This is a genomic window from Bacillus infantis (genome assembly GCF_008180445.1).
GTDB lineage: Bacteria > Bacillota > Bacilli > Bacillales > Cytobacillaceae > Bacillus_AB > Bacillus_AB infantis_B.
On record NZ_VTER01000014.1, the window covers coordinates 42,030 to 58,831 of the forward strand.

Sequence of the window (16,802 nt, forward strand, 5' to 3'; positions counted from 1 at the left end):
CATGAACTGTTCGGCCTACGCATTTTGGATGAGGAGCGTCTGCGGCTAAAGTTGCAGCTTCTTTGTTAAAAACGCGCAGAAGAAAAGGCGGATTCTGCTCTGCAGAACGGCCGCCTTTCCTTTGGTCAGGCCTTCTTGGCCTCTTCCAGCTTTTTCATTTTTTCATCAATCAGATTCATGAACTCGTTTTCAAGCTTAGCCAGCTTTTCCCTGCTCTCTTCGAGCCCTGCGCTGTTGACTCCGAAATAGAATTTGATCTTCGGCTCTGTTCCGGAAGGGCGCAGGCAGATCCATGAACCGTCCTCAAAAAGATACTTGATGACATTTGACTTTGGCAGGCCGATTGGTACTTCCTCGCCTGTGGCCGGCTTTGCAAGGCCTGTAAGATAATCCTCCATCCTCAGGACCTTCCATTCACCCAGAACTTCAATCGGATCTCTGCGGAAGGAAGCCAGCGTTTCCTGGATCAGCTCGGCCCCCTGCTTCCCTTTAAGGGTAAGAGATCTGAGCCCTTCCAGATAATAGCCATATTCCTTGTAAATAGCCATCAATGCATCGTACAGCGACATACCCTTTTTCTTGTAGAAAGCGCATGCTTCTGTCGCCAGAAGGGCCGCCTGGACGGCATCTTTATCACGGGCAAAATCGCCGATCAGATAGCCATAGCTCTCTTCGTAGCCGAACAGGAATTTGTAGCTGTTATCTTTATAGAAAGCATTGATTTTCTCAGCGATGAATTTAAAGCCCGTAAGCACATCCATGACCTCTACATCATGGGACCCGGCAATTTTTGCACCCAGTTCCGATGTAACAATCGTTTTCAGCATCGCTCCATTGGAAGGAAGCGTTCCCTTTGCTTTCTTCTCATTCAGAATATAGTGAAGCAGAATGGCACCGGTCTGGTTCCCGGTCAGAACGGTATATTCCCCTCTGTCATCCTTGACTGCGATTCCAAGCCTGTCTGCGTCAGGATCTGTTGCAATCAGAAGATCTGCCCCGACCTCATTGCCAAGCTTGATTGCGAGTTCAAATGCGGCATGCTCTTCCGGATTCGGGCTTTTGACAGTTGAGAAGCCCGGGTCTGGAACAGCCTGCTCTTCAACGGTATAAACATGCCTGTAATCCATTGCTGCCAGTATGTCCTGCACTGGCTTGCCGGCGGTGCCATGCAGCGGGGTGAATACGACTTTTATGTCCGATTCACTGCCAAGGGCGGGATTTTCAGAAATGGTTTTGAGCTTTTCCTGATAAGCCTGGTCCACTTCCTCCCCGATCATTGTAATGAGCCCCTGCTCCAGCATTGTTTTTTCATCTGCTGCGTCTATCAGCAATTCATTTTCAATTTCATTCACTTTTTCGATGACCATGTCTGCGCTTTCAGGAGGCAGCTGTGCGCCATCCTCGCCGTATACCTTATAGCCATTATACTCAGGCGGATTATGGCTTGCGGTGATCACAACACCGGCAAATGCCTGCAGATAACGGACGGCAAAGGATAACTCAGGCGTAGGCCTCAAATCTTTGAAGACATAGGCACGGATTCCGCGCGTGGCCAGCGTTTTAGCCGTCTCCATTGCAAACTCCCTTGACATATAGCGCGAATCGTAAGCGATTGCCGCTCCTCTTTGCTTAGCTTCTGCCCCGTATGTTTCAATATAAGCAGCAAGGCCGGCTGCTGCCTTCCTGACCGTATAGATGTTCATTCGATTCGTGCCGGGGCCGATTTCTCCCCTCATGCCGCCTGTGCCGAATTCCAGATCTTTATAGAAGGCATCCTCCATCCTGCTGTCATCCAAGCGAAGCTCTGCCAGCTCCTGCTGCAGGCTGCTGTCCATATTTGCATACCCAAGCCATTTTTCCGCTTTTTGTTTCCAGTCCATCTCTTTACCTCCCGGCTGCCTCTCAACAGGCTGATTGCAGTAAAGCATGTGCGCTTATTCTGCTTTTCTGTTATGTACTTATTCATCCCTTCACAGGGACTGTTTATTTTATACATTCTGCTGCGGCCCGTGAATTACCTCCTGAAACCTTTCGAGCTTTCACGACAATTTTCTGCAATTATATTATATAGAAAAAGGCCTGCCAGTGAAAGGCAGGCTGCTGATGTTATTTTTTGTAATGAATCTTATAGATATCATGGCGCCGGTCCTTCAGCTGGCGGACTGTCCCGTCCTGGCGCTGGCGCCTGAGGATTTCAAGGTCCACATCCCCGATAAGCACCATTTCGATATTGGGATTGGTCTCTCCGACGATGCCGTCCCTTGCAAACTCAAAGTCCGACGGCGCAAAAATTCCTGACTGCGCATATTGGATATCCATATTCTCCGTTTGCGGCAAGTTCCCGACCGTTCCCGAAATGACCGTGTAGATTTGATTTTCGACCGCTCTTGCCTGTGCACAGTACTTGACACGCAGATAGCCTTGGCGGTCTTCTGTACAAAACGGGGTAAAAATAATCTTTGCACCTTTATCTGCTGCGATCCTGGCAAGCTCAGGGAATTCAATATCATAGCAGATCTGGATCGCAATCCTTCCGCAGTCTGTATCGAATACCTTCACTTCATCCCCGCGGCTGATCCCCCACCATTTACGCTCATTCGGGGTGATATGGAGCTTATATTGCTTTTCAATCGTGCCATCTCTCCGGAACAGATAGGCAATATTATAGATTTCATCATCATCCTCTTTGACGAAATGGGAGCCGCCGATGATATTGACATTATATCTGACAGCCAGATCGGTAAACAGCTCGATATATTCTTCTGTATACTCTGTGACCCTCCGCACTGCAAGGCTGGGTGACTTTTCATCAAGGAATGACATCAGCTGCGTGGTGAATATCTCAGGGAAAACCGCAAAATCGGCCCCTGCATCTGAGGCGACGTCTGTAAAATATTCCACCTGGTTTGCAAAATCCTCAAATGAGCTGATTTGCCTCATCATATACTGAACCACACAGATCCTCACTGGATAGCTTGTTTTATAGAATCTTTTCGTTGTTGGCAGGTAGTCGACATTATTCCATTCCATCAGGGTCGCATATTTATTGGACTGGACATCATCAGGCAGATAATTGGGATTGATCCGCATGAGAGTGAACTCATTCAGGAGCTGGAATGAGAGGACCGGATCATAAATTTTATGGCGGGATACCTCGCTTACATACTCGCGCGGGCTCATTTCCCCGGCATATTTATGGTAGTTCGGGATCCTGCCGCCAATGATGATGCTTTTCAGGTTCATCTGCCGCACCAGTTCTTTCCGTGCCTCATACAGGCGGTAGCCGATTTTCATGCGGCGGAAATCCGGGTGCACCATCACCTCGATGCCGTATAAATTATACCCATCCTGATTATGGTTCGTAATATAGCCATTATCCGTCACATCGCTCCACGAATGCCTGTCATCATATTCATCGAAATTGATGATCAGGCTGGAACAGGACCCGATGATATCGCCATCATATTCTGCGACAAACTGGCCCTCCGGGAAGACTTCCAGATGGCTCTCCAGATGCTCCCGCTTCCACGGATCCATCCCTGGAAAGCACACCTCCTGAAGGGCTATGATTTTATCAATATCTTCAGCCCTTGTATTGCGGATAATCATTTTTTTCTCAAACTTTTTCAAATCCAATTTTGACATACGGTCTGCATCTCCTCTTATTCGCGCTGCATGTTAATGGCATTTACACTATGAGGGCCTTTTTTCCCAAGGCTCCGTCACGCCCGCTGTGAATAAGGATGCTTTCAGGCTGATTGCCTTCAGCACCCCCTCAGAAATTTCCTCATGGGTAAGCCATCTGGCCTTTTCCCTTTCAAAACGGAATACAAGAATAATCCTCATCCACTTGAGAGAGGAAGTGTCCAGGCCTTTGAAAGGCTCCCTTGAAGCATGGCTGCCTTTAATTTCATACAGCTCTGTAAACTTGTCATCTTTCGCTATGTACTGCAAAAGCCACTGGAAGCTGTCCGAAGCATCGCTTCTCATCCAAACGGCGGCCAAATCGAACATCCCCCGGTCCCGAACAGCTTTGATCAAGGCTTCCTGGAACTGGACGGGATTGTAATAGTCTGCCTGTATAAAAGAAACCTCTGCAGGCGCTGAAATTTCTTCCATCATTTTTGCAAAATGATCATGGCTTCTGCCCATTGCACTGACATGGAATCCTTCTTTGCAGAGTGATTCAATCACTCTTTTTAACATACCCGTTCCGCCAATGACTAACGCATGTTTTTTCATATTAATACTCCTTTTACAGATAGGATCATATTAGGACTGATGCTCGCCCCTGCATCAATGGTAGAATGAAAGAAGGAATTTCCGGCTGCCGTAACAGCATAGGCCTGCACATCTGCACTCATGCTGTCCTGAAGACTGCAAAAATGTGAAGATTAGGTGTCTTTAATTCAAGGGAATTTACAAGTCCGGAGAATCTCTTTATAATTTCACCATAAACCAATTAAAGGAGAAGCATATGGATAAGCCAAAACAAGATCCGAGGGAAAACCTTTTATTCCTTGCCTGGGCAGCCTCCATCCTGGCGATGTTCGGAAGCCTCTATTTTTCTGAAGTCCGCCATTATGAGCCCTGCGCACTCTGCTGGTACCAGCGCATCGCCATGTACCCCCTCGCCGTCATACTCGGGATCGCTGTGATTAAAAAAGACTTTAAAATCAGCTTTTATACAATGATCCTCTCCGCTGCCGGTGCATGCATATCTATTTATCATTATTCTATACAGAAGGTCTCATTCCTTGGCGAAAATGCCCTTTCCTGCGGGAGGGTCCCATGCACAGGGCAATATATCAACTGGCTGGGATTCATTACGATTCCCCTGCTTGCGCTTACAGCTTTTATCATTATCTTTATAACAAGCTTGATCATCTGGAAAAAAACAAAGGAGGCAGTGTGATTTGAAGAAAGTCATCATATTTTTAGTTATTATCATCGCACTATTTGCAGGTGTGGCAGTGCTCACCAGTATGCAGAATAAAGAAAAGGTATCCGGCAATAACCCATACGGAACAGAGAATCTGAAGTCTGAAACAATCGACCAGCTCGATGATCCAAACTACCAGAACATCATTCTCCCGGATGAACTGGAGAAAAAGCTTGAAGCAGGAGAAGACGCAACCGTCTACTTCTTCAGCCCTACATGCCCGCACTGCCAAAGGACAACCCCTGTTGTCGCCCCGCTGGCAGATGAAATGGGAGTCGACCTTGTCCAATTCAACTTATGGGAATTCGAAAACGGCTGGGACAATTACAACATAAACGAAACACCAACAATCGTCCAATACAAAGACGGCAAAGAAACAAACAGAATCACAGGTTCACAAGACAAAGAAGTATTCGAAGAATGGTTTAACGAGAATTCTAAATAAGAAAAAACGGGAAGGATCGCTCCTTCCCGTTTTTTTATTGTATGTCACAAGACCTTAAAAGTTTTAAGTTAGTAAAACAAGCCCCTACTCGTAACATCGCAGGTTAATCCGGCAGGAATGTCTGCAATTACAAACATCCCTGAATCAGAGCTGCATTACGGAGGAGCTGGTTATTAGGCAGGATGCCCAATAATCAGCGGGTTTATACCTTATGAAGACTTTATTTTTCCTGTGCTTATAAAAAGGGGATTCAAACTTTGCAGAATTGCACCAAAAGTTTAAAAAGCCCTGTTGATCGGAACGGAAGGCACGCAGACTCCTGCGGGATTGCAGCGGAAATGTTGAGACCCCGCAGCGCGCAAGCGCGAGGAGGCTCAACTCCGCCCCGCGGAAAGCGAAGTGCCTGGAGTGCAGATCAACAGCCTTGGTTATAGCGCAAATCTAATAAAATCTTTTTGATTTTAAATAGGATTAGAACTAGAAACCATTGTCTGGACTACCCTATTAAAGTCAGCAGGAGCTGCAAAACTCTCAACGTCCCTGTTGGTTGGAGTGGAGGGCACGCAGACTCCTGCGGGAGATAGCGGCAAAGCTGAGACCCCGCAGCGCGCAAGCGTGAGGAGGCTCAGCGCCGCCCCGCGGAAAGCGAAGTGCCCGGAACGCAAACCAACAGCCCCATATTAAATACAACACTATGAAAAAACGGCAAGAAGCACCCCCGCTCCTTCCCGTTCTTCAAACACACTATTTCTCCCCCATTTTAAACCAAAAGCTCATTCGCCGCTTTCGTATACACACTAAACATATCACCCTTCAGCTCTTTTGCATCAATAAAAGAGCTGAAGCCGAAAGGAAAGAATAATCCGAAATCTTTCAGGATATGTACATTCTTCTGAAAGATGCCCTCATATCGGCTTTCCGGATCAGAAGATTCCAGGATAGAAATCAGCGTCTGCAGGCTGGCGATCACCTGAAATGCTTCCTTCAAAGTCCCGAAATATTCAAAATGCCTGGTTGAAGTATGCAGCACCTTCAGCTTTTCAAACTCTTTAATATCCTCATCTGAAAAATAAGCAGGAAAAATAGATGTATAAAAATAATCTACCAGTTCCCTGATCCTCTCTTCCTGGTTAGGAGTCGATGCAAAAACTACTTTCACTGAAAACCCACCTTTGTAATCCTTGTAATCATTTCGTAACATATAATCCTAGAATAACATATCAGCCGAATCTCTAAGGGTGGTAATTATACCCATAGAGACGGCATTTTTTTACATAGCCTAGGAAATCACGAATAAAGAAACCGCTTTTTTTTACATAAAAATATGTCTTTTGGCTTACCTGCTTACAATTATACAATAATGGAGCATACTGGGGAGATATGAATCGGATGCAGGCATCCATTGCATGGAAACTTTTTTCATGTATGATTTATATGTGAATTAACCGCTTACTATTATAGGAAAATACTGGCTGAAGGAGGGCTTTGTATCATTACGAAGATAAAAGGTGAATGGTTTGAAATTATAATCCCCAGCCACTGGGAGGGCATGACGCTTGAGGAGCTTCTCCGCAGCCGCTGGAAGGCCCCTAAAAAGCAGATACATTTAATGCGGATGGAAAAAAGCATATTAGTGGACGGCTCAGCTCCCGCCTGGACATCACCGCTTAGTGAAGGCAGCAGGCTGGGGCTAAAGCTTTTTGCTGAAGAAGATTTCGGCGTAAAGCCTGCATACCATGAAATTGACGTGCTGTATGAGGATGAACATATGCTGATTCTCAACAAGCCTGCCGGCATGGATACTCACCCCAATGAGCCGATGCAGGAGGACACGCTTGCCAACGCAGCTGCCTATCATCTCCTGGCCAAAGGGGAGTACCGCCAGGTCAAGCACATCCACCGCCTTGATAAAGATACAACCGGTGCTGTATTGTTCGCCAAGCATGCACTTGCAGGAGGCATGCTTGATCAGCTTCTTAAGGAAAGAAAAATCAAGCGGACCTATATCGCCATGGCGGACGGGATCATTAAACAAAAAAAAGGGGTGATCCGCAAGCCGATTGGGCGGGACAGGCATCACCCTACAAGAAGGCGGGTTTCCCCAGGCGGTCAGGAGGCGGTCACTCATTATGAAGTTGCTGCAATATTTCCAAGAGAGCAGCTGACCCTTGTGTCCTGCCGGCTGGAAACAGGAAGGACTCATCAGATCAGGGTCCACTTCAGTGATATGGGCCACCCATTGACCGGGGACAGATTGTATGGCGGCAGCCCCGCCTTTCCGCGGCAGGCCCTTCATGCTGCCAAGCTGGAGGTGCCGCATCCCTTTACAGAGGAAGCAGTGGTCTGTTACGCACCTGTAACCGACAGCCCGGAAATGTTCAGAGGCTTTCAGCCGGAGGAGCTTTAAATCTTTCTGCAGAAGCCAATAAATGGCTCTGGCTTAGCCAACTGAAACCCACTATACTGTGAAAAGCCTTACAGTGGGTTCCAGTCGAGCTGACTAAGACCCTCTAGACTCTTATTGGCCTTACAGAGGGTTCTAGTCCCGCTGACTAAGACCCTCTAGACTCTTATTAGCCCTGCAGAGGGTTCTAGTCCCGCTGACTAAGACCCTCTAGACTCTTATTAGCCTTACAGAGGGCTCTAGTCCAGACGACTAAGACCCTCTAAGACATTCAAAAGCCACACAGAGGGTTCCAGTCATGGGCCGTAGTGAAACAATAGATAATCAAACACAAAAAAAGCCCCTCAAAAAGGGGCTTTCCTGTATTAGTCTGCTTTACGCATACCTTTCATGATCAGGCTTAGCACAAATACCAGAACGATTGCACCGATAATGGCAGGGATAATAGCAAAGTCAGCTACAACAGGACCCCAGTCGCCAAGAATCAATGTACCTAACCAAGCTCCGACGAAACCTGCGATAATATTACCGATGACGCCGCCAGGGATGTCTCTTCCTACGATCATGCCTGCAATCCACCCGATGATACCGCCAATAATTAATGCCCAAAGAAAACTTAACATAATTTCTCACTCCTAATTAGTTTTTTGTTTTGCAGAATTAAGTTTATAAAAGCATCAGCTGTTGCCAGCTGGCTCTAACAGATTGACTGGCGCAAAGCCTTCTTCATCTCCGGCCTTTACCGCCACTTTCACACGGACCGGATCACGGTCCAGCACTTCAAGTTCGGTTCCTTTTTCTACAAGCAGCGCATCCTTTTCTTCTTCCAGCTGTTTAATTCCATCATAATCATTGATCTGGATGAAATCGTAGAGACTGTCATAGGCCTCTGGGGTCGCAGCGAGGTAAAAATCCTCCTCCGCTTTAACAGTATCCCCTTTTTCGACCATTTCTTGCTTAACAGTTTCTTTGCCTTCCTCTAATGCACCTTTGATTTTAGCAATCGTATCTGGCGCATTTTCTTTAACATCTTCAGCAGCCTCTTCGGTCTTCTCTTTGGCAGTTTGAGCAGCTTCCTCAGCTGACTGTTCCAGTTCATCTGCCGCCTGATTCAGTTCCTGCTCAGCTTCCTGCCCGTTGCTGCAGCCTATAAGAAAAATTAAGATGGCAATAATCGGTACCGAATAGAGTTTTTTCAATCATCACCCTCCTTTTCGGTTTGTTGTTTGCTGCTTGTACAAATAAATTACCCCAGCTTCAAAATCTAAAACATGCGTCTTCTTTCCTTTATTTGCTAGGGTGAATTTTTACACAGCGGGAAAATAAGATAGTTGGTCTTGTCCCTGCGTCAAAATGTTCCAGAAAAACCGAAAGCGGCTGCTCCCGCTGCAGCCGCCCATTTTATATAAACGGCCTCCGCCGATAATGTAATAATCTTCTTCCCCTGGAAAACTTGTCCAAAACGGATTTCCTGCAAAGATTTTTTCTAAAACGAGCCCAATTTTCCATCAGCAGAATTGGTGTCTAACAAAAAAGAATCCTGTTCAACAGGATTCTTCTGACGCTTTATTCTTCAAGCAGGAAATCGGCCTTCTCCCCTCCGTAAAAGTACAGCCGGTGGAGCGGCCTGGTCATTCCCACATATAGAAGCTTGATATCGATTTCTAAAGATGCATCATATTTTTCATGTATTGAAACGATGAATACTGCATCAAATTCCAGTCCTTTGGATAAATAGGAAGGAACAATTACGATTTCATCCTTCGGAATGCTTTCCTGTTCTGCAAGCAGACGGACTTTTTCATTAGTCTCTTCCTTGAAATAATCGAATAAAGTCTGGCAGTCCTTCATTGTTTTACCGATGACAGCAAAGTTCTTAAGCTGCTCTTTCCGCAGCTCCTTTACCTTTTCTGCAATTTGCCGCGCGAGCCCGGCTCCTTCTTCTCTTTTTATAAAAGCCGGGCTCTCACCATGCCTGACAACAGGTTCCACCTGCGGAAAGGAGTAAGGCAGGAGCTTCAGCAGGCGGTTTGCTTTTTCCATGATTTCTATTGTCGTCCGATAGCTTTTCTGCAGCTCAGTATAGGTAGCACGCGGGAATATTTCGCTGACAACCGGTTCCCAAGCCTTTAGCCCCCGGTAGGAATGGATTCCCTGAGCGAGATCTCCCACCAGCGTAAACATATCTGTATCACAGGCCTTTTTTAAAGCATATATCTCCATATAGCTGTAATCCTGGGCTTCATCTATGACAATATTTTTTGCCTTTAGATCTTTATCAACCCCGTAAAGCTCTGTCTGCAGATACAGAAGGGCAGCCAGATCTTCCCGTTCAACCTTCTTCTTGGAGAGAAGGGAAAGTGAATAGCTGCATAATTCTTCTGCTTCTCCTTTACTCAGTTCATTCCCTGAAAAACGGACGATCCTTGCCGGATCCTCGAAAAGCTCACGATAATAATCCAGCGCCTTCTTTTTCGGAAACTGTTTCATATAGTCGGGCACAGCCCTTCTGATGCTCTTCTGGACATCCTTCAGCCGCCCGGCTTTTTGATCAAGGGCATGCGAGACATATTCCCTTCTTTTTTCCGCATCCTTGCCGCGGTATATGGCCCTGTCAATCCGTTCGTCATAGTAGGCTTCAATTTTGGCGAGGATATTCTTTTTCTTCCTTTTCAAATCGCCTTGTAGGATGCCCTTAAGCTTTTCAAGCCTCCGGAAATAAGGAAGATAATGATAATCTTCATGAAATAGCCTGATGAATTTCTTTCTGCTGAATAGACGGAACTTATCCGCCATAAAGTCGTCAGAAGGATAAAAGGTATAAGAGATGCTCTTTAAGTACTGATCTAAGACGGTCTTGAACACCCGGGATCCTTTGATTTCTGAAACTCTGAGCCCGAATCCGTCCCCTTTTTCTTCAAGAAGCTGGATGAGCTTCCTGTCTTCTGAGATGGAGAGATTCCCGGATAGGCACTGCAAGACATACTCGGGAAACGTCGTCTGCCTGACTCTTTCCACACCCAGCTCAGGCAATGCTTCTGATATGTAGTCTATGAACAGCTGGCTCGGAGCCAGGATCATCAGCTGCTCCGGCAGGAAGTTCTCTTTGTACTGATAAATGAAATAACTGATCCGGTGGAGGGCGATGGTTGTCTTTCCGCTTCCCGCCGCTCCCTGGACGATGATGGGCTTGTTCAGATCAGCCCTGATGATGCGGTTTTGCTCTTCCTGGATTGTTGAAATAATTTCAGTCAGCCGGCTGCTGGAGCTTTTGGCGAGGGAATCCTGAAGCAGTTCGTCGGTAGTGGTTAGATCGATGTCCCGGATTTCCTCCAGAATGCCATCCTCAATCATTAGCTGTCTTTTTAATGTCAGCTGGCCATCGTAATTTTCACCGTAGGCCTCATATTCAACCCTTCCAAGTCTGCCTTCATAATAGAGATTGGCAATCGGGGACCGCCAGTCCACGATAATCTGTTCCTGGTTTTCCCTGGAATAGAGTGAGGTTTTTCCAATATACAGACTCTCCTTCTCTTCCTGGCCTTTATGCTGGTAATCAAGCCGGGCAAAATAAGGTTTTGGATGGGCATTTCGGAGGCTTGACAGCTCATCTTTAGACATTTCAAAAAAACGGGCGTTTGTCAAAATGGAGGAATAGCTTAAGCTTGATTCGAGCCAGTCAGTGTCCTGAAAGGCTTCTTTCATATTTTCCTTGAACTGGTCTTTGCTGGATTGTGCTGTTTTAATGACAGCCTCCATATATTTTCTGGTAAAATCGAGCCGTTTACTTTCCTTCTGATAATCGGGATGCTGGTCTGATGTCATATGCTTTCTCCTTTCATTCCAATTCAGCCGCTTGAGAAAGAAGTTCATATGGGCTTGTAAGGAGCAGAAAGTTATATTATCAGAAAAATCAACCACTTACAATACCTTTCTGTTTCAGCAGGTAAAAATGTAAATTTACAGGATTATTACCATATAAATTTTCACCTTGTATATTATTTATATTAAGTTTTTGTAAATTTTGAGCGAAATGCTACCTTATTCGACAAATTTCATATAAAATGTTTTCGTTTGGGGGATTTTTTCGCTGGAGCAGCAGCAGGAAATCTTCACGAATATTGGATGAAAGAGCTTCTTTAGCTGGATAGCGGGTATACTATGTAACTAATCGCTACGCACTTTGCCATCCGCTGAATCAGCTTTTGGTTCTAGGCATTTAACAAATGGGGGTTTAAATATGGTTTTCAAGAAGAAGGACAAGTTTGCAATTCTGCTGAGCAGCATCTCTTCCAACGTAAAAGAGGGAGCTCACTATTTTGCCGATTACAAATTGAAAAATGTCAGTGATCTGAAGATTTTTTCTGAAACGATGAAAGAGTATGAAACAAAAGGCGATACATTTGTCCACGAAGTCATCAAAGAACTTAATAATGCTTTTATCACTCCGATTGAGCGTGAAGATATCCTCCACCTTGCGATGAGCATGGATGATGTCCTTGATGGGATTGAACATTGTGCTGCCTTGTTTGAGATGTACTCGATTACACAGGCAGACGATTATATGCTTAAATTTGTTGATGCCATCCGCAGCTGTTCATTGGAAATCGAAAAGGCTGTAGAGCTGCTTTCAACCAAAAAGCTTCTTGAGATCAGGGAGCATGCCATCAAAATCAAAGACTACGAATCAAAATGTGACGGGGTCCTGCGCCAGTCCATCAAGCACTTATTTTCAGTTGAAAAAGATCCAATCCGCATCATTCAATATAAAGAAATTTATGAAAACCTGGAAGACATTGCTGACAGCTGCCAGAATGTCGCCAATACCCTAGAAACCATCATCATGAAGAATGCGTAAGGAGCTTTCATAAATGGATTCCATTTTCATCATAACTATACTGATTGTCATAGGGGCATTGGCCTTCGACTTTATCAACGGCTTCCATGATACAGCCAATGCCATTGCCACAGCCGTCTCAACGAAAGCGCTGAAGCCAAGGCATGCCATTATTCTTGCCGCCACTATGAACTTTGTCGGGGCTATGACCTTTACAGGAGTAGCCAAAACCATTACAAAGGATATCGTTGATCCCTTCACTTTGCAGAACGGATCAATCGTCATCCTGGCAGCATTGATTGCTGCGATTTTTTGGAACCTGCTCACATGGTATTACGGGATTCCGAGCAGTTCATCCCATGCGATTATCGGCTCCATTGCAGGAGCAGCAATAGCAGCGGCAGGATTCCAGGCCCTTAATTACGGGGGCTTCATGAAAATCATCCAGGCGCTGATTTTCTCTCCGCTCATCGCATTTGTTGTCGGATTCATTGTCTACAGCATTTTCAAGGTTGTTTTTAAGAACAATAACCTGACAAAAACAAACAGGAATTTCCGCCTGTTCCAGATTTTCACGGCTGCCCTGCAGTCATACACACATGGTACGAACGATGCCCAGAAAGCAATGGGGATCATTACAATGGCGCTCATTGCCAATAACTATGTCACAACTGATGATATCCCGTTCTGGGTCCAGTTCTCCTGTGCCCTGGCAATGGGTCTTGGTACATCTGTCGGCGGCTGGAAGATCATCAAGACTGTCGGCGGCAAAATCATGAAAATCCGCCCCATCAACGGTGTTGCAGCTGATTTGACCGGCGCAGCCATCATATTCGGCGCAACGGCCATACACCTGCCGGTCAGTACAACCCATGTCATTTCTTCTTCTATTCTTGGAGTTGGATCAGCCCACCGTCTAAAAGGCGTTAAATGGGGCACGGCACAGCGGATGCTGATCACTTGGGTCATCACCCTGCCGATTTCCGCTACGATCGCAGGTCTTGTGTACTTATTGCTGAATGCTATTTTTTAAACAACAAAAAAGCTATTGGAGCCTATCTCCAATAGCTTTTTTTTCAGCCCAGATGCTTCTTCTGGAAGCGGGCAATATTCTCATATTCGCCTTCAAGTGCTCTGGATAGGCGGATGAAGACCGGCAGCAGCTCCTGGTAAACAGCTGCATTCTCAGGATTCGGCTTATGGCTGAAGGTATCCCCCACCATGCCTGACACAATGCTCAGATCCTCAATTTCACCTACGGCATACAAGCCCAGGATGGCCGCGCCCAGACAGGAGCTTTCATAGCTCTCAGGCACGACGACCTCCTGATTGAAAATATCGGCCATCATCTGCCTCCACAGCTCAGATCTTGCAAATCCGCCTGTCGCCTGGATTTTTTTCGGCTCCCCGATCAGTTCCTCCAGGGCCAGCAGGACGGTGAACAGATTATAAATAACACCCTCAAGGACAGAGCGGATCATATGCTCTTTTTTATGGTGAAGACTGAGTCCAAAAAATGAACCTCTTGCATTGCTGTTCCATAAAGGCGCCCTTTCGCCTGTCATATACGGATGGAAGATAAGGCCGTCCGCGCCGGGGCGGACCGCAGCCGCAATCTTTGTCAGCACATCATAGGCATCCATTCCCAGCCTCTTGGCAGTCTCAACCTCGGAGGCAGCAAGTTCGTCCCGGACCCAGCGGAAAATCATGCCGCCGTTATTGACCGGTCCTCCTATCACCCAATGCTTTTCAGTGAGCGCATAACAGAAAATCCTTCCTTTCGGATCTGTTACAGGCTTATCGGTCACAGCCCGGATGGCCCCGCTAGTTCCGATTGTAACAGCTACGACGCCGGGATCGATCGCGTTGACTCCTAGATTTGATAGTACTCCGTCGCTCGCCCCCACTACAAAAGGCACCGAGGCATCAAGTCCTGTCAGCTTCTGATATTCCTCTTTCAGGCCTTTCAGGGTGCAGGTTGTCGGAACCGGCTTAGAAAGTTTATCCGCCTCAATTCCGGCTATTTCAAGCGCTTCAGCATCCCATGCCAGATTTTTAAGATTGAACATGCCTGTTGCAGATGCAATGGAATAATCGACAACATACTCGCCAAAGAATTTGAAGAATACATATTCCTTGATTGAGATAAATTTCGCCGCCTGATTATAGATTTGTTTCTCCTCATTTTTCATCCAGAGCAGTTTGGATAATGGGGACATAGGATGGATAGGTGTACCTGTCCTCAAGTAGATTTCATGGCCGTTCAGGTCGCGTTTAATTTTCTCGGCCCATCCGGCGCTCCTGTTATCCGCCCATGTAATGCTTTTGGTCAGGGGTATCCCATCCCCATCCACAGCAATGACGCTGTGCATGGCAGAACTGAAGCTCACGCACAGCAGGTCGGCTGAACCTATGCCCCCTTCTTCCATGCAGGCTTTGAGGGTGCCTGCCACGGCTGCCAGGATGATATCCGGATCCTGCTCTGCAGCCGACGGGGTTGGCGTATGTAAAGGATAGCCGATAGAATGCTTGGCAGCCACCTTGCCTTCTTTATTAAAAAGGACAGACTTTGTGCTCGTCGTCCCGATATCCACTCCTAGCATATACTTTTCAGCTGTCATTTGAACCTCTCCAATCTTTTAAAGCTCTCTTTTTAAGTTTACAACGAATCAAAAATAACATACACCGATATGGACTCTCCCCTCTGGAAGAAGTCCAGGAATACAGAAGAAGGAAGCGCTGCCGCTCCCTTTCTCCTTTATATTGGTCTGCCTCTTTTTTAAGAAATAAAGAATCCGATTATAAAGACAACCAGGAATCCTACAATCGCAATCAAGCTTTCCATGACAGTCCAGGACTTGAGCGTGTCCTTTACATCAAGGCCGAAGTAGCGGTTAACAAGCCAGAACCCTGAGTCGTTGACATGCGAGAAAATGGTTGCGCCTGCCGCGATAGAGATTACAATCAATCCAAGGACGGGCCCTTCCAGTCCCATGATTTCGATAAGCGGGGCAATAAGGCCTGCCGCTGTTACCATCGCGACCGTTGCCGAACCTTGGGCTACACGGACAAATGTAGCAATCAGGAATGCGAGCAGGATCGGCGGCAGTGATGACGAAGCCATCATATCGCCCAGAACCTGTCCAACACCTGAATCAATCAGAACCTGCTTGAAGACACCGCCGGCACCGGTTACAAGGATGATGATCCCGGCTGGCTCAAGAGACTTCGTTGCAATATCCTGCACTTCCTGGCGGGAATAACCGCGCTTTGTGCCGAGGAAATAGAATGCCAGCAGGGTAGCCAGCGTCAGAGCAACAAATGGATGTCCCATGAAAGTGAATACAGCACGCAGGCCATTTCCTTCTTCAAGCACAACACCGGACACTGTATTGATTAAAATCAGTACGAGCGGGATGAAGATGATGCTTGCAATCATTCCAAAGCTTGGAAGTTCCCTATCATATTCTTTTTCTTCGATATTCATATATTCCGGAATGGTAACATGAATCCTTTTGGCAATAAATTTACCGAACAGCGGACCAGCAATGATCATGGAAGGTATACCTGCTAAAATACCAAACAGAATCACCCAGCCCAAGTCTGCGCCAATCAGGTCAGCTACCGCGATAGGCCCTGGAGTAGGGGGAATGAAGCTGTGTGTGACAGCCAATCCTGCCAGCAGCGGTATCCCGTAGTACAGAAGGGATTTACCTGTTTTCTTGGCAAGCCCGTAGACAATCGGCACAAGGATAATGAAGCCGACATCAAAGAATACTGGTATGGCTACAATGAAGCCCGTGATCCCTAGGGCCCACTGTGCTTTATCTTCCCCGAATTTCTTGATCATCGTCTGCGCCAGGCGCTCAGCCCCGCCGGAAACCTCCAGCATTCGGCCGAACATAGCCCCGAGCCCGACTACGACAGCTACAAACCCGAGGGTTCCCCCCATGCCATTCTGGACAGATTCGATGACGCCTCCAAGCGGCATTCCTGCAGCAATCCCTACAAGCAGGCTGACAAGGAGCAACGCGACGAAAGCATGGAGCTTGGTTTTCATTACAAGAAACAGCAGCAGGAAGATTCCTGCCATTGCTACTAAAATAAGCATTGAACCAGACATTTTAGTTCCTCCCCTATTAAACGCTTACATTTTGTTTTCTGATAATTTGAC

General features: G+C 46.6%; 14 protein-coding genes. 5 read left to right on the top strand and 9 right to left on the bottom strand.

Annotated features, from left to right (window positions below; translation table 11 throughout):
* Positions 1 to 125: 125 nt before the first annotated feature.
* From FZD51_RS22030 to FZD51_RS22040, 3 genes are all read right to left on the bottom strand, one after another.
* A complete protein-coding gene (locus tag FZD51_RS22030) occupies positions 126 to 1,880 on the bottom strand; it encodes a phospho-sugar mutase (RefSeq protein ID WP_148976711.1) in 1,755 nt (584 codons plus the stop codon).
* Positions 1,881 to 2,106: 226 nt separating this feature from the next.
* Complete coding sequence (locus FZD51_RS22035) at positions 2,107 to 3,645, bottom strand: carbon-nitrogen hydrolase family protein (RefSeq protein ID WP_148976712.1); 1,539 nt, start codon at positions 3,643 to 3,645, stop codon at positions 2,107 to 2,109.
* 48 nt (positions 3,646 to 3,693) lie between these two features.
* The gene (locus FZD51_RS22040) at positions 3,694 to 4,242 is read right to left on the bottom strand and encodes a Rossmann-fold NAD(P)-binding domain-containing protein (RefSeq protein ID WP_148976713.1); all 549 of its coding nucleotides are present in this window, start codon (positions 4,240 to 4,242) and stop codon (positions 3,694 to 3,696) included.
* A gap of 235 nt (positions 4,243 to 4,477) precedes the next feature.
* Between FZD51_RS22040 and FZD51_RS22045 the strand changes: the two genes are divergently transcribed.
* Entirely contained in the window at positions 4,478 to 4,915 is a 438-nt protein-coding gene (locus FZD51_RS22045; RefSeq protein WP_148976714.1) for a disulfide oxidoreductase, read from the top strand.
* Position 4,916: 1 nt separating this feature from the next.
* On the top strand, positions 4,917 to 5,387 hold the full coding sequence (locus FZD51_RS22050; RefSeq protein WP_009795059.1) for a thioredoxin family protein: 471 nt from the start codon (positions 4,917 to 4,919) through the stop codon (positions 5,385 to 5,387).
* Positions 5,388 to 6,147: 760 nt separating this feature from the next.
* On the opposite strand, the gene FZD51_RS22055 is transcribed toward FZD51_RS22050, so the two are convergent.
* Positions 6,148 to 6,546 carry a YhcU family protein gene (locus FZD51_RS22055; protein WP_148976715.1) on the bottom strand — a complete coding sequence of 133 codons (399 nt, stop codon included), beginning with the start codon at positions 6,544 to 6,546 and terminating at the stop codon, positions 6,148 to 6,150.
* A gap of 390 nt (positions 6,547 to 6,936) precedes the next feature.
* Here FZD51_RS22055 and FZD51_RS22060 point away from each other — a divergent pair, with 390 nt between their 5' ends.
* Positions 6,937 to 7,794, top strand: a complete 858-nt coding sequence (locus FZD51_RS22060; RefSeq protein WP_148976716.1) for an RluA family pseudouridine synthase — start codon at positions 6,937 to 6,939, stop codon at positions 7,792 to 7,794.
* Between the two features lie 362 nt (positions 7,795 to 8,156).
* Here the strand turns inward: FZD51_RS22060 and FZD51_RS22065 are convergent, their stop codons facing one another.
* The 3 genes from FZD51_RS22065 to helD form a co-directional block, all read right to left on the bottom strand.
* Positions 8,157 to 8,414, bottom strand: a complete 258-nt coding sequence (locus FZD51_RS22065; RefSeq protein WP_148976717.1) for a GlsB/YeaQ/YmgE family stress response membrane protein — start codon at positions 8,412 to 8,414, stop codon at positions 8,157 to 8,159.
* Positions 8,415 to 8,468: 54 nt separating this feature from the next.
* Positions 8,469 to 8,990, bottom strand: a complete 522-nt coding sequence (locus FZD51_RS22070) for a YtxH domain-containing protein (protein WP_148976718.1) — start codon at positions 8,988 to 8,990, stop codon at positions 8,469 to 8,471.
* A 367-nt stretch (positions 8,991 to 9,357) separates the two neighbouring features.
* On the bottom strand, positions 9,358 to 11,616 hold the full coding sequence (helD, locus tag FZD51_RS22075) for an RNA polymerase recycling motor HelD (protein ID WP_148976719.1): 2,259 nt from the start codon (positions 11,614 to 11,616) through the stop codon (positions 9,358 to 9,360).
* A gap of 415 nt (positions 11,617 to 12,031) precedes the next feature.
* Between helD and FZD51_RS22080 the strand changes: the two genes are divergently transcribed.
* Positions 12,032 to 12,649 (top strand): DUF47 domain-containing protein, encoded by a 618-nt coding sequence (locus FZD51_RS22080; protein WP_148976720.1) that lies wholly within the window; start codon positions 12,032 to 12,034, stop codon positions 12,647 to 12,649.
* Between the two features lie 13 nt (positions 12,650 to 12,662).
* Positions 12,663 to 13,661, top strand: coding sequence for an inorganic phosphate transporter (locus tag FZD51_RS22085; RefSeq protein WP_148976721.1), 999 nt, complete (start codon positions 12,663 to 12,665; stop codon positions 13,659 to 13,661).
* 43 nt (positions 13,662 to 13,704) lie between these two features.
* On the opposite strand, the gene gntK is transcribed toward FZD51_RS22085, so the two are convergent.
* Both gntK and FZD51_RS22095 read right to left on the bottom strand, forming a co-directional pair.
* Positions 13,705 to 15,249, bottom strand: a complete 1,545-nt coding sequence (gntK, locus tag FZD51_RS22090) for a gluconokinase (protein ID WP_148976722.1) — start codon at positions 15,247 to 15,249, stop codon at positions 13,705 to 13,707.
* 158 nt (positions 15,250 to 15,407) lie between these two features.
* Complete coding sequence (locus FZD51_RS22095) at positions 15,408 to 16,751, bottom strand: GntT/GntP/DsdX family permease (protein ID WP_148976723.1); 1,344 nt, start codon at positions 16,749 to 16,751, stop codon at positions 15,408 to 15,410.
* Positions 16,752 to 16,802: the final 51 nt, after the last annotated feature.

Excerpts from the sequence above, each read along its gene's own strand:
- FZD51_RS22035 (WP_148976712.1), bottom strand. The coding sequence starts at position 3,645 with ATGTCAAAATTGGATTTGAAAAAGTTTGAGAAAAAAATGATTATCCGC.
- gntK (WP_148976722.1), bottom strand. The coding sequence starts at position 15,249 with ATGACAGCTGAAAAGTATATGCTAGGAGTGGATATCGGGACGACGAGC.
- FZD51_RS22045 (WP_148976714.1), top strand. The coding sequence starts at position 4,478 with ATGGATAAGCCAAAACAAGATCCGAGGGAAAACCTTTTATTCCTTGCC.
- helD (WP_148976719.1), bottom strand. The coding sequence starts at position 11,616 with ATGACATCAGACCAGCATCCCGATTATCAGAAGGAAAGTAAACGGCTC.
- FZD51_RS22085 (WP_148976721.1), top strand. The coding sequence starts at position 12,663 with ATGGATTCCATTTTCATCATAACTATACTGATTGTCATAGGGGCATTG.
- FZD51_RS22095 (WP_148976723.1), bottom strand. The coding sequence starts at position 16,751 with ATGTCTGGTTCAATGCTTATTTTAGTAGCAATGGCAGGAATCTTCCTG.
- FZD51_RS22060 (WP_148976716.1), top strand. The coding sequence starts at position 6,937 with ATGACGCTTGAGGAGCTTCTCCGCAGCCGCTGGAAGGCCCCTAAAAAG.
- FZD51_RS22080 (WP_148976720.1), top strand. The coding sequence starts at position 12,032 with ATGGTTTTCAAGAAGAAGGACAAGTTTGCAATTCTGCTGAGCAGCATC.
- FZD51_RS22065 (WP_148976717.1), bottom strand. The coding sequence starts at position 8,414 with ATGTTAAGTTTTCTTTGGGCATTAATTATTGGCGGTATCATCGGGTGG.
- FZD51_RS22040 (WP_148976713.1), bottom strand. The coding sequence starts at position 4,242 with ATGAAAAAACATGCGTTAGTCATTGGCGGAACGGGTATGTTAAAAAGA.
- FZD51_RS22030 (WP_148976711.1), bottom strand. The coding sequence starts at position 1,880 with ATGGACTGGAAACAAAAAGCGGAAAAATGGCTTGGGTATGCAAATATG.